Below are 12,652 nucleotides of genomic sequence, written 5' to 3' on the forward strand. Positions count from 1 at the left end.
GGGAAGCCACAGCATCGCACGGTGGCCGGAGGCCGCCCGGGCCCGCCGGACGCCTCCGGAGTGCTGTGACCGGAAAGTTCACCGGCTCGCGACGCCCTGCACCTCTCCCTCGCTTCGCGGGAGGTGCCCCCAGCGTTGTCGGAGTCGCCCGAGTACTCCCGCCCCTGGCTTCGCATGGGGAACCCCAGCCCTTCGAGGCATGGGGGACCCCAGTACGAGGACGATCCTCCGCCTTGCGATGCGTCCCCTCGGCCCTTGCGGGCCTGGGGAGACCCCATGCACCGGACGCCGCGAGCTTCCCGGCAAACCTCCCCGGCTACAGCACTAGCTCGTGCCGCCACCCATCGCGGCCCGTGACGGTGGTATCCGTGCCTCATGGACTGGTTCTCGGCATCCGACTACTGGCTGACCCGGCTCGTGCTCCAGCGGGCACTGGCCGGTGTCTATCTGGTCGCCTTCGTCTCGGCGGCGCTGCAGTTCCGGGCGCTGATCGGCGAGCGCGGTCTGACGCCGGTACCCCGGTTCGTGCGGCGCGTGCCCTTCCGCGCCTTTCCGAGTCTCTTCCAGTGGCGCTACTCCGACAGGCTGTTCGCCTGCGTCAGCTGGGGCGGCGTCGCACTGTCGGCGGCGGTCGTGGCCGGTGCCGCGGACGCCGTGCCGCTGTGGGCGTCGATGCTGATGTGGGCGCTGCTGTGGCTCGCTTATCTCTCGATCGTCAACGTCGGGCAGATCTGGTACAGCTTCGGCTGGGAGTCGCTGCTGCTGGAGGCCGGATTCCTCGCGGTCTTCCTCGGCAACGACGAGACGGCCCCTCCGGTGCTCGTTCTGTGGCTGCTGCGCTGGCTGGCCTTCCGGCTGGAGTTCGGGGCGGGTCTGATCAAGTGGCGGGGTGACCGCTGCTGGCGCGAGCTGACGTGCCTGGACCACCACCACGAGACGCAGCCGATGCCGGGTCCGCTCAGCCGGTTCTTCCACCGTCTGCCGAAACCTCTCCACCGCGTCGAGGTGGCAGCCAACCATGTGGCGCAGCTCGTGGTGCCGTTCGGGCTGCTGATGCCGCAGCCTGTCGCCACCTTCGCGGCGGCGGTCGTCATCGTCACTCAGCTGTGGCTGGTGCTGTCGGGCAACTTCTCGTGGCTGAACTGGCTGACGATCGTCATCGCCCTTGCCGCCGTGGACAGTTCACTCGTCACGGGGACGCCGCCGCCGACCTCGGCCGCGCCGCCGCTGTGGTACGTGGTCCTCGTCTGCGTGGTGACGGCCCTGGTGGCCGCGCTGAGCTTCTGGCCGGTCCGCAACATGATCAGCCGCGGCCAGCAGATGAACGCGTCCTTCAACTCCCTCCACCTGGTGAACACTTACGGCGCCTTCGGCAGCGTCACCCGGGTGCGGCACGAGATCGTCGTCGAGGGTACGGACGCGGTGGAGCCCGGCGAGCAGGCCGTCTGGCGGGAGTACGACTTCCGGGGGAAGCCCGGCGATGTGAGCCGTATGCCCCGCCAGTTCGCTCCGTACCATCTGCGCCTGGACTGGCAGATGTGGTTCGCCGCGCTCTCGCCCGCCTACGCGGCGGGCTGGTTCGAGCCCTTCGTGGCGCGGCTGCTGGAGGGCGACTGCGACACGCTGCGGCTCCTTCGCCGCAATCCCTTCCCCGGCGCACCGCCCACGCACGTACGGGCGCTGCTGTACCGCTACCGCTTCACCACCCGCGAGGAACGGCGGGAGACGGGCGACTGGTGGCACCGCACGCTGGTGCGGGAGTTCATGCCGCCCGTCCGGGCTGCGACGGACGAGGAACGGACGGGCAGGTAGCCGGTCCTGGGACGGTCCGCGGAAGGTGCGCGCAGGGTCCAGGGAAGGTACGCGGACTTCCGTAGTCCCGTGCGCGGCTGCTGCGTGCCGCCTGCCTACCGCTTGGGCAGTGCGGGTGCGCGGCTGAGCGCGTGAGGGTCGTGGAAGGAGAAGGCGCCGCCCGACTCCCGGTACAACTCGGCGTAGCGGCCGACCTTTTCGGCGTCGAGCTCGACGCCGAGTCCTGGCCCCTGCGGTACGTCGAGGCAGCCGCCGGTGTAGTTCTCCAGCGGGCCGGCGAAACCGCCGGCCACGATGTCGTCGGTCAGCAGCGCGCCGTAACCCTGGTTCGCACAGCGGAAGTTGGGAGTCGAGGCGATGACGTGCACGGATGCGGCGACGGCGACTCCGAGTTCGCCGAGGGAGTGCTTCACCACGGGCACCCCGGCAGCCGCGCAGATTCCCGCCGAGCGCTTGAGGTTGAGCAGTCCCCCGTCCATCTGCTGGTCGGCGGAGACGACGTCGGCGGCGCCCTCGCGCAGCACGGCGAACTGGTCGGAGCGTGTCCAGGACGCCTCGTTGGCGAGCAGGGGCGTGTCGATGCGGGAGCGCACGTACGCCGTCTCGGGCAGATTCCGTCCCGACACCGGCTGTTCGACGAGTTCGAGTCCGTACTCCTCCATCGCCGCGACGGCGCGCACGGCCGCCCCCGCCGACCAGGCTTCGTTGGCGTCGACACGGATGCCGATGTCCCGGCCTGCTCCCTCGCGCAGGGCGGCGAGCCGCGCGAGGTCGGTGCCCAAGTCGTCGGAGCCGACCTTGAGATAGCAGGTCCGCGCTCCGGCACCGGCGGCGCGGGCGCCCTCCGCGCGCACCTCGTCGGGGTCGTCGGCGGCGACGTAGTGGAAGAACTCCACGCGGTCGCGGAAGGGCCCTCCGAGCAGGCTCACGACCGGCATTCCGCAGGACTTGCCGAGCAGGTCCCAGCACGCGGTCTCCAGCGCCGCGGCGGCCGGGCTGGAGGACCCTGTGTGGTGGTAGGTGCCGACGACGTCGATGCGCTGGATGAGCTGTTCGATGCGGAGCGGGTCGGAGCCCAGGACGAGAGGCTCCATACTGCGCAGCGCGCCGAGAACGGCGTCCGCGGACGGGTAGGCCGCGGCCTCACCCAGGCCGGTCAGTCCTTCGTCGGTGTCGACCTCGACGAGCAGGGCGACCAGTCCGCTGCGGCGTCCGAACGCCCAGACCTCGTCCCTGCGGTAGGGAACGGCGACGGGTGTGGCGCGCACACGTGTGATGCGCAAGGGGGCCTCCTTCGGGCGTACGGACATACGGACTTACGGGGCTTGCGGGCTTGCGGGCTTCCTGATTCCGGGCTGAACGGCATGCGTGCTTCGGGACCCGGTGCCGCTGCGTGGTCGAGGGCAGCGGTCAGTGGTCCGGGCTCGCGGCTTCCGGCGGCGGCGCGAGCAGTCCGGGCGGGGCGTCCGGTGTCCCGGTGAGCAGTTCGCACCCGCTCTCGCCGACGAGCGCCGTGTCCGAGACGACGTATCCGGCGGGGAGTTCGACCCACGACATGAGGTGGAAGACCATCCCGGCCCGTACGCGCGTGCCGCCTCCGGCGCGGATTCCCAGCACCGGTCCGCCGCCCACCCAGCTCGGCGGGAATCCGGCCCCGGTGAGATAGCCGCAGTGGTGACGGCGCGGACGCCGTCCGGTGACCCCCGCGACGGCACCGGCCCAGGCCGCGTACACCTCGCCCGTACGCACGCCGGGGACGAGCGCCGCCCGCGCCGCCGCCAGCCCCGCGAACGCCGCCGCTGCGGCCTCGCTCGCGCCCGCGGGCGGAGCGGCGCAGTAGACGGTCCGGCTCATGGGCGCGTGATAGCGGTGCACGCACCCGGACAGCTCGACGAACAGCCCTTCCCCCGGGGCGATCCGGTGGTCGCCCCAGGTGACGTGCTCCTGCCCGAGCCTGCTGGTGGAGCGGATCAGCGGTACGAAACCGGGCTGCTGGCCGCCGGCCTCCGTCATCGCCCGCTGGGCCTGCGCGGCGACGACCCGTTCGCTGACTCCCACGTCCGCCGTGGCCAGTGCGGCGCGCATCGCCACCCCGGAGATCTCCGCGGCGCGCCGCACAAGAGCCGTCTCCGCGGGCGACTTGATGCGCCGCAGCCGTGCCGGAAGCGCAGAACAGTCCGTCCAGCGCAGCCCCGGCAGATGCCCGCGGATACGGGCCAGCACGGCCGGCGGGAAGGCCATCGACTGCTCCTCGACGCCCACGGTCCCGCCGGCCGGACACGCGCGCCCGAGCTCCTGGGCCGCTACCCGCGCGGGGTCCCGGCCGTCGCCGTACAGGGCATGACGTACGTGCGGCACCTGATCGCGCAGCGTGCGGCGCTCCATCCGGCGTGCCACCAGGACCGGCGGCCCGCTGCGGGGCAGCACCAGCAGCGTGAAGGCGAAGTGGCCCAAGTGGTCGAGCCCCAGCAGATAGTGGACGTTCTCCGGACTGGCGAGGGCCAGTGCCGACAGACCGCGGCGCCGCATGGCGGCGCGCAGTGCGGCGACGCGGTCCGCGTACTCGGCCGGCGAGACGGAGGGCGTGCCGGCGTCCGGGACAGAGGCAGCGTCCGCGGCCGAACACGCGTCCGCGACGGTTCCGGATCCGGAACCGGAATCGGTTTGGGCTCCGTGTGCCAGGAGATCGGCTGTCATGGCGCCAGTGTGAGCGTCCCGACCCTGTCCGACCAGCGACGATTTCCGATGGCGGCCGTTAGCGTGACTACATGTTCTACGAAGTGCGGCGGCTGCGTCTGCTGAGGGAACTGGCCACTCACGGGACGATCGCCGCCACGGCCGAGGCATGCTCACTGACGCCGTCCGCCGTATCGCAGCAACTGTCGCTGCTGGAGCGGGAGGCGGGCACGCCGCTGCTGGTGCGCGACGGGCGGCGAGTGGTCCTCACCGAGGCCGCCCGCGTCCTGGTCGCCTCCACGGAGCGGGTCCTGGCCGAGCTGGAGCGGGCACGTGCCGAAGTGTCGGCTCTCAGCAGCAGCGTGCGCGGAACGGTGCGGCTCAGCAGCTTCCCCAGCGCCGCCGTGGCGCTCGCCGCTCCCGCGATCGCCGCCTGCCGGGCGGCACACCCGGATCTGCGGGTGCAGCTGGACGAGCGCGAACCGGAGGAATCCGTGCGCGGTCTGCGGCAGCACGCCTGCGACGTGGCGCTCGTCTACGAGTACAACCTGCTGCCGAGGCTGCCCGACGAAGGTGTCCGTCTGCGGCAGTTGCTGCAGGAGCCGCTGGTCGCCGCGCTGCCGCCCGGTCACGTCCCGCCGGCGGACGGCGCCCCGCTCGCGCTGGCGGATCTGCGGGAGGAGCCGTGGATCGCGCCGCACAGCGACAACGCCCTGCGGGCCGTACTCGAACGCGCCTGCCAGCAGGCGGGTTTCGAGCCCCGCCTCGACTACACCAGCGACGACTACACCGTGATCATGTCGCTCGTCGAGGCGGGCCTCGGTGTGTCCCTGATACCTCGGCTCGTCGCCGAACCGCTCTCAACCGACGTACGGCTGTGCGAAGTTGCCGGGCTGGAGCTGACGCGCAAGGTCTCCGTGGCGGTACGGGCCGGGGCGGCACGCGATCCGGCGGTCTCCGCGCTGACGGCCGCTCTGTGTGACGCGGCCGATCTGACAGCTCAGTGACGTCTGCTACGGGGAACCACGACAGCGCTGGTCAGCGACCTACCGTGGGGCTGTGACCACTTCGACCCACAGGCCCGGACGGCCGGAACGCGAACCAGGCGGCCGGACGGCCGGCGCGGATGGCGCGGATGGCGCCGCTTCCCGCACCGTTACCCCCGGCGACCTGGCCGTGGTGGCAGGCGCGGCGCTGTTCTTCGCGACCGCCGCAGTGGTGGGCCAGGGTTATGACAACAGCTCACAGACACTGCGGCTGCGCCTGCCGCCTCTCTACGCGTACTGGATGCCGCACTGGGGACCCGGCACCGTCGCCGCGTGCGCCGTGGCGGTGCTGGTGATCGCCTACGGTCCGCGCCTCGCCGGCACGCTGACCTGGCGCGCCCTCCTGCCCGCGGCGTGGGCAGGCGCGATGGCGTGGAGCTGGTCGCTGACCCTGGTCGACGGCTGGAACCGCGGGGTCGCCACCCGTCTGACGACGGCGTACGAGTATCTGCAGTCCGTCGGCGACGTACACGACATCGGTGCCACGCTGCGCGGCTTCACCGGCCGCATCCTCATGGACGCCCCGGACAACTGGCCCCCGCATGTCGCCGGTCATCCGCCTGCGGCGCTGCTGACCTTCGTGGGGCTCGACCGAATCGGACTCGGCGGCGGCGTGTGGGCCTCGGCCTTCGTCATCACCGCCGGGACTTCGGCGGTGGCGGCGGTGCTGGTGACAGTGCGTGCCCTGGTGTCCGAGGAGACCGCCCGCAGTTGCGCGCCGTATGCGGTGCTCGCCCCGGCCGCGGTGTGGACGGGCGTCTCGGCCGACGGCTACTTCACGGCTGTCGCCGCGTGGGCGCTGGCGCTGCTCGCGCTGGCGGCCACCGGGAAGGTACGGGCACCCCGCCGGGCCGCGCTCGGTTCCGGGCTGCTGTTCGGGCTGGCCTGCTATCTGTCGTACGGGCTGATTCTGACGGGGTTTCTCGCGCTCGCGGTGCTGACCGCGGCGCGTACGGTGCGTCCGGTTCCGCTCGTACTGCTGGGCATGGCGCCGTGGTTCGTCCTCTTCACGGCAGCCGGCTTCTGGTGGTTCGAGGGCTGGTCGACGCTCGTCGAGCGCTATTACCAGGGGGCGGCACGGGTCCGTCCGTACGGCTACTTCGTGTGGGCCAACCTGGCGGCACAGACCGCCGTCGTGGGGCCCGCCGTCGTCGCGTCACTGCGCAGGGCGGCGGCCGGCGCCCGGGCACTCGTGGGCCGGCGCCAGGGCGGCGGTGACCACGGGAACGAGCAGGCCCAGCAGGCGAATCGGCCCCTGCTGGGGCAGCGGCACCGGGCCCTGATCCTCCTTGTCGCGGGCGGCGTGTGCTGTGTGCTCGCCGCCGACCTGTCGGGGATGAGCAAAGGCGAGACGGAACGCATCTGGCTGCCGTTCACCCTGTGGCTGCTGCCGGCGACGGCACTGCTGCCGCCCGGCGCGCGCCGCTGGTGGCTCGCGGCACAGGCGGCGCTCGCGCTGACCGTCAACCACCTGCTGATCACGGGCTGGTGAGCAGTGCGGGCCGTGCTGATCCGCCCTCCGGCTTCCGCGACGGGACCGCCGGGGCCGCCGTGCGGCCGGGGCTGAGCGACATGAACGGCCGCCCCAGGCACTGCCATTCCTCGACCACGCTCCACCCCGCCGCGGCGGCGCTGCCGCGCAGTGCTCCGCGGCCGAGCCTCGCCCACAGGAAGACCGGCCCCTGACCGCCGGTGCCGTCGTCCAGGCACACCTCTGTCTTCTCCTCGACCTCCGCCGGCGACGCCTCGACGTACAACAGCCCTTCGGGCGCGAGGAGTTCGCGTATACGTGCGAGCAGAACCGACGGGTCGCCGCCGATGCCGATGTTGCCGTCCAGGAGGAGTGCGCTCTGCCAGCGTCCCTCGCCCGGAAGCGGTTCGAATACGGACCGCTGCAGTGCCGCACCGCCCGCTCCGCGCGTACGGGAGACCGCGGCAGGGGAGGTGTCGACGCCCAGCGCGGGCACGCCCAGTCCGGCCAGTGCCGCGACCAGCCGTCCCGGACCGCAGCCGATGTCGAGGACGGCACCCGTGCAGCGCCCCAGGACGCTCATGTCCGCCTGGTCGGCGTGGGCACACCACCGCTCCACCTCCAGCGGCAGCAGCCAGCCGTCGGGCCGCCGCAGGAACAGGGGTCCGCGCCCGGCGCGCAGCGCGTCGGCGTACGGGTCCCGCTCCGTACACCAGGGAAGTGCGGGTGCGCTCACCGCGACACCGCCCCGGCCAGGTCCGCGTGCACGGAGGCGAAGCGTCCGGGGGTGAGCGCGGCGATCTCGGCGGCGTCGGCGGCGGTGTCCACGTCGCGGAGCACCGGCAGATCCCGTACGGAAAGGCCCGCCTCGACGAGCCGGCGCCGCTGCAGCGCACCCGTCTCCTGCCTGGACATCGGTACGCCGAGCACGAGTTCAGGCCGCGGGCGTGCCATGCCCAGGGCCCAGAAGCCGCCGTCCGCGGCCGGGCCGAACCAGGCGTCGCAACCGTCCCATGCGCCGGGCCCGGTGGCGGGGGCGAGCAGGCCGGCCGTGATCTGCGGGGTGTCCATGCCGATGAGCAGTGCCGGTCCGTCACATCTTCCGAACGCCGCCGCGATCCGGGCGTCGAGGCCGCCCTCGGACTGCGGGACCACCTCGAATCCGTCGGGCAGCCAGGGTCCCGGACGGCCCGCGAGCACCAGCACGCGTCGGCGCGCGGGCGTCCGCGCGACCGTCTCCAGGGTGTCCGCGAGGGCCGCCTCCGCGAGCCGCGCCGCCTCCTCGGGGCGGTACGGGGGCGTCAGCCGGGTCTTGGCACGGCCGGGCACGGGCTCCTTGGCGATCACGAGCACGGTCGTGGGTGAGGGCACGGGTGCGGGTGCGGGGGCCGATGCGGGTGCGGGACTCGGCACGGGTGCGGGTTCCGGCGCGGGAACGGGTCCCGCTGCCGGGGCTGCCGCCGGCCGGCTGCCCGTCATCGCAGCACCGCCTGCATGTCACGAACCGCGTGCCAGGTGCCGAGCCAGGTGCCGGTCACCTTCGACTTGCCCGCACGGGGCCGGTAGCCGACCTCCGTCTCGGTGATGCGCCAGCCCGCGTCGGCGGCGCGCACCACCATCTGCAAGGGATATCCGCTGCGCCGGTCCGTCAGGCCCAGCTCCAGCAGCGCCGTCCGGCGGGCGACGCGCAGCGGCCCCAGGTCGCGCAACCGCACACCCGTGCGGCGCCGCACCATCCGCGCCAGCGCGCGGTTGCCCAGGCGGGCGTGCAGTGGCCAGGCCCCGCGCCGGGTGGGCCGCCGCCGTGCCAGTACGAGATCCGCCTCTCCCGTCCGTACGGGAGCCGAGACCCGCGGCAGCATGCCCGGGTCGAGGGTGGCGTCGCAGTCGCAGAACGCGACGAACTCCGCTTCCGCCGCGAGCAGGCCCGCATGGCAGGCGGCTCCGAATCCGCGGCGCTCCTCGCGCACCACGGTGGCGCCGTGCTGCCGTGCGATGTCGGCGGAGCCGTCCGTCGAGCCGTTGTCGACGACGATCGCCCGCCAGCCGGCCGGAATCCTCTCCAGCACCCATGGCAGCGCTTCGGCCTCGTTGAGGCACGGAAGCACCAGGTCCCCGTGCCAGGACTGCGAGTTGGTGGTCGTCTGCATCTGCCTCACCCTACGAACCCAGAACGGACATAAGGGACCGACGCACCTTACGGAAGCCTGACGTCCCCGCTGCTGGCCCGTCTGACCGGGGACCCGTGACCGGGGTGGGTGCCAGAATCCGCATATGCGAACGCAGCCTTCGGCGCAGGCCCGCCGACGTGTCCTGGTCGTGGACGACGATCCGACCGTCACGGAGGTGGTCGCCGGCTATCTCGACCGCTCCGGCTTCGTCGTCGACCGCGCGGCGGACGGCATCGACGCGCTCTACCGCGCACAGGCCGAGCCGCCCGACCTCGTCGTACTGGACCTGATGCTGCCGGGCCTCGACGGCCTCCAGGTGTGCAGACGATTGCGCGAGCACGGACCGGTGCCCGTGGTGATGCTGACGGCACGCGGCGACGAGGAGGACCGGATCCTCGGCCTCGAAGTGGGCGCCGACGACTACGTCACCAAGCCCTTCTCACCGCGAGAACTGGTGCTGCGTGTCGAGTCGGTGCTGCGCCGCGCCGGTGCGCCGCCGCCAGGGGGCCCGCTGCTGACGGGGGGCGGCATCACGCTCGACCCGGATGCCCGCGCGGTCTCCGACGCCCGTGGCGCACTCGCGCTGACGCTGCGCGAGTTCGACCTGCTCGCGCACTTCCTGCGCCATCCGGGGCGGGCCTTCAGCCGGGAGGAGCTCATGGCGGACGTGTGGGGCTGGGACTTCGGCGACCTGTCGACGGTGACCGTGCACGTACGGCGCCTCCGGCACAAGGTCGAGGCCGACCCCGCGCATCCCCGGCTGATCACGACGGTGTGGGGTGTCGGCTACCGCTTCGACGACAGCGGCGACGGCGGCCCGGGCGGTGTGACCGGTACGGGCAGTGCGGACAGCGCGGGCGGTGGGCCCCCTGCCGGGAGCGGCGGTGGCGGCCGGGAGGGAGGCGGTGATGCGTGACCTGCTGCTGATCGCGCTCTACGCGGCGCTCGGAGCAGCGGCCGTCGGACTCGCCGGACTGCTCGCCCTGCGGGCTCTGCGGCGCAGGTCGGTCGCAGTGTCGCTCGCGGTGCTGACCGCCGTGGCCGTCGGCTCCGTGCTGGCCGGCACGTTGTCGGTGGCGTGGGCGATGCTCCTCAACAAGCACGACCTGGGTGTGGTCACGACGGTGTGCGCGATGGCTGGTGTGACGGCGACGGCCACCGCGTTGCTACTCGGACGCTGGGTCATCGGCGGGCACCGTGCACTGGAGCAGGCGGCGCGTGCGCTCGGCGACGTCGGTGATGTGGACGGGGCCGGCGGGGCCGGCAGGTATGGCGGGGTCGCCGGGTATGGCGGGCTCGGCGGGGATAGCGGGGTCGGCCGGGTCGGCGGGGACGGCCGTACGGGTCCGGGGATCGCGGGAGGTGGATTCGTGGAGCCTTCCACTCCCATGCCGGCCGAACTGGCCTCGCTCTCCCGCCAGTTGGCGCATACCAGCGCCAGGCTCGCCAAGTCGCGGGATCGCGAGCGCGCACTGGAGTCGTCACGCCGTGAGCTGGTGGCCTGGATCTCGCACGACCTGCGGTCGCCCCTCGCCGGGCTGCGCGCCATGGCCGAGGCACTGGAGGACGGCATGGTCGAGGACCCGTCCCGCTATCACCGGCAGATACGAGGCGAGGTCGAACGCCTCTCCGGAATGGTCGGCGACCTCTTCGAACTCTCCCGCATCCAGGCAGGTTCGCTCGTCCTCTCCCCCACCCGCATCTCCGCGTACGACCTCGTCAGCGACGCCATCGCGGGAGCCGACGCCATCGCGTCCGAACTGGGAGTGCGGCTCGCCGACGAGGGCGTGGAGCAGGTCCCGTTGGAGGTGGACGGCAAGGAGATGTCCCGCGTGCTGGCCAACCTCCTCGTCAACGCCATTCACCGCACCCCCGCCGACGGCACGGTCGCGGTGGCCGCCAGGCGGGAGGAGAACGCCGTGGTGCTCACGGTCACCGACGGCTGCGGCGGGATCCCGGCCGACGACCTTCCGCGTGTGTTCGACACCGGCTGGCGCGGCACCGATGCCCGTACACCGCCCGGTGGCGCGGGACTCGGGCTGGCGATCGTGCGCGGCATCGTCGAGGCCCACAAGGGGCGCGCCGCAGTGCGCAACGTGCCGGGAGGCTGCCGGTTCGAAGTCACCCTTCCGGCCTGTCACTGAAGCTCCGGTGGCACTGAAGCTCCGGTGGCACTGAAACCACGGGCACTGAAGCTCCGGCAGTACGGAAGCTCCCGGCAGCGCCCCGACCGGTCCAACGGGCCGGGCACACAAGCAGAGTCGACCCGCTGACCCGCTGACCCGCTGACCCGCTGCAGGGCGAAGTACCAGGCGGATGCCCGGCGTTGCCGAATGCTGCCGGGCCCGGCGGCTCAGGAAACCGCTGAGGGTCGGGCGGCCGCGGACAGTTCGTCCTTCGCGAAGCGCGCCATTCCCTCGGCGAACGGCACGCGTGCGCTCCAGCCCAATTCCCTGCGGAACCGCTCGGAGGAAGCGGTGATGTGCCGTACGTCCCCCAGGCGGTACTCCCCCGTCACCACAGGTGCGGGCCCGCCGAACGCCTCGGCCAGCTCATGGGCCATCTCCCCCACCGTGTGGGGCTGCCCGCTCCCCGTGTTGTACGGGCGCAGCCCGCCGCGCGGCAGCTCGTCGAGGGCCTCCAGCGCCAGAACGTTCGCCGCCGCGACATCGTCGACGTGGACGAAGTCACGGCGCTGAGCACCGTCCTCGTACACGCGGGGCGCCTCACCGCGCTCCAGAGCCGAACGGAAGAACGAGGCCACTCCCGCGTAAGGGGTGTCCCTCGGCATCCCGTCGCCGTAGACGTTGTGGTAGCGGAGGCTGACGGCGCGGCCGTCCGTGGCGCGCGCCCACGCTGCCGCCAGATGTTCCTGTGCCAGCTTCGTCGTCGCGTAGACGTTCCGCGGGTCGGCGGGGGCGTCCTCCTCGACGAGTTCGGGGGCGAGCGCCGCACCGCACCGCGGGCAGGGCGGCTCGAAGCGGCCGCTGTCCAGGTCCCGTACGGAACGCGGGCCCGGCCGCACCACCCCGTGTGCCGGACAGCTGTACCGGCCCTCCCCGTAGACCACCATGGAGCCGGCGAGGACGAGCCTGTGCACCCCTGTCCCGGCCATCTGCTCCAGCAGCACGGCGGTGCCGAGGTCGTTGTTGCCGACGTACGCGGACGCGTCGGCGAACCCCTTGCCCAGCCCCACCATCGCGGACTGGTGACAGACGGCGTCGGCCCCTTGCAGGGCCTCCGTAACCGCCGTCCGGTCCCTGACGTCACCGCGGATCCCCCGGTCCGCGGCCGTGTCGAAGACCACGGGCTCGTGCCCCGCCTCCTCGAGCACGGTCACGATGTGGGAGCCGATGAATCCCGAACCGCCAGTCACAAGTACACGCATGACGCCACGCTACGGTCGAGAAGCCCCTGTCAGGCCGAACCCGGACGTATGTCAGCCTTCCGTAAGGTCTGGTCAGGCGGCCGTGCCG

11 protein-coding genes are annotated in these 12,652 nt (G+C 72.6%); 5 read left to right on the forward strand and 6 right to left on the reverse strand.

The window, feature by feature from the left end; all coding sequences use genetic code 11:
* The first annotated feature begins 375 nt into the window (after positions 1 to 375).
* Positions 376 to 1,812, forward strand: coding sequence for a lipase maturation factor family protein (locus tag ACSMXX_RS01015; RefSeq protein WP_473182114.1), 1,437 nt, complete (start codon positions 376 to 378; stop codon positions 1,810 to 1,812).
* Positions 1,813 to 1,907: 95 nt separating this feature from the next.
* Here the strand turns inward: ACSMXX_RS01015 and ACSMXX_RS01020 are convergent, their stop codons facing one another.
* Both ACSMXX_RS01020 and ACSMXX_RS01025 read right to left on the reverse strand, forming a co-directional pair.
* Positions 1,908 to 3,095 (reverse strand): mandelate racemase/muconate lactonizing enzyme family protein, encoded by a 1,188-nt coding sequence (locus ACSMXX_RS01020; RefSeq protein ID WP_473182115.1) that lies wholly within the window; start codon positions 3,093 to 3,095, stop codon positions 1,908 to 1,910.
* A 127-nt stretch (positions 3,096 to 3,222) separates the two neighbouring features.
* Entirely contained in the window at positions 3,223 to 4,509 is a 1,287-nt protein-coding gene (locus ACSMXX_RS01025; protein ID WP_473182116.1) for a M24 family metallopeptidase, read from the reverse strand.
* 71 nt (positions 4,510 to 4,580) lie between these two features.
* Here ACSMXX_RS01025 and ACSMXX_RS01030 point away from each other — a divergent pair, with 71 nt between their 5' ends.
* Positions 4,581 to 5,495: a LysR family transcriptional regulator gene (locus ACSMXX_RS01030; RefSeq protein WP_473182117.1), complete on the forward strand. Its 915-nt coding sequence runs from the start codon at positions 4,581 to 4,583 to the stop codon at positions 5,493 to 5,495.
* Between the two features lie 52 nt (positions 5,496 to 5,547).
* Entirely contained in the window at positions 5,548 to 7,026 is a 1,479-nt protein-coding gene (locus ACSMXX_RS01035) for a hypothetical protein (protein ID WP_473182118.1), read from the forward strand.
* Here ACSMXX_RS01035 and ACSMXX_RS01040 read toward each other — a convergent pair.
* The 3 genes from ACSMXX_RS01040 to ACSMXX_RS01050 all read right to left on the reverse strand — a co-directional run bounded on the left by ACSMXX_RS01040 (position 7,013) and on the right by ACSMXX_RS01050 (position 9,155).
* Entirely contained in the window at positions 7,013 to 7,741 is a 729-nt protein-coding gene (locus ACSMXX_RS01040; protein ID WP_473182119.1) for a class I SAM-dependent methyltransferase, read from the reverse strand. The genes ACSMXX_RS01035 and ACSMXX_RS01040 overlap by 14 nt on opposite strands.
* Positions 7,738 to 8,376 (reverse strand): TIGR04282 family arsenosugar biosynthesis glycosyltransferase, encoded by a 639-nt coding sequence (locus ACSMXX_RS01045; protein WP_473182120.1) that lies wholly within the window; start codon positions 8,374 to 8,376, stop codon positions 7,738 to 7,740. Before ACSMXX_RS01045 ends, ACSMXX_RS01040 begins: the two co-directional genes overlap by 4 nt.
* A gap of 104 nt (positions 8,377 to 8,480) precedes the next feature.
* Positions 8,481 to 9,155 carry a glycosyltransferase family 2 protein gene (locus tag ACSMXX_RS01050; RefSeq protein ID WP_473182121.1) on the reverse strand — a complete coding sequence of 225 codons (675 nt, stop codon included), beginning with the start codon at positions 9,153 to 9,155 and terminating at the stop codon, positions 8,481 to 8,483.
* 124 nt (positions 9,156 to 9,279) lie between these two features.
* Here ACSMXX_RS01050 and ACSMXX_RS01055 point away from each other — a divergent pair, with 124 nt between their 5' ends.
* Together ACSMXX_RS01055 and ACSMXX_RS01060 are read left to right on the forward strand one after the other, a co-directional pair.
* Entirely contained in the window at positions 9,280 to 10,092 is an 813-nt protein-coding gene (locus ACSMXX_RS01055; RefSeq protein ID WP_473182122.1) for a response regulator transcription factor, read from the forward strand.
* Positions 10,085 to 11,320 carry a sensor histidine kinase gene (locus ACSMXX_RS01060; RefSeq protein WP_473182123.1) on the forward strand — a complete coding sequence of 412 codons (1,236 nt, stop codon included), beginning with the start codon at positions 10,085 to 10,087 and terminating at the stop codon, positions 11,318 to 11,320. Before ACSMXX_RS01055 ends, ACSMXX_RS01060 begins: the two co-directional genes overlap by 8 nt.
* Positions 11,321 to 11,529: 209 nt before the next feature.
* Here the strand turns inward: ACSMXX_RS01060 and ACSMXX_RS01065 are convergent, their stop codons facing one another.
* Positions 11,530 to 12,564, reverse strand: a complete 1,035-nt coding sequence (locus tag ACSMXX_RS01065) for an NAD-dependent epimerase/dehydratase family protein (RefSeq protein WP_473182124.1) — start codon at positions 12,562 to 12,564, stop codon at positions 11,530 to 11,532.
* Positions 12,565 to 12,652: the final 88 nt, after the last annotated feature.

This window comes from Streptomyces sp. DSM 116795 (assembly GCF_055792905.1).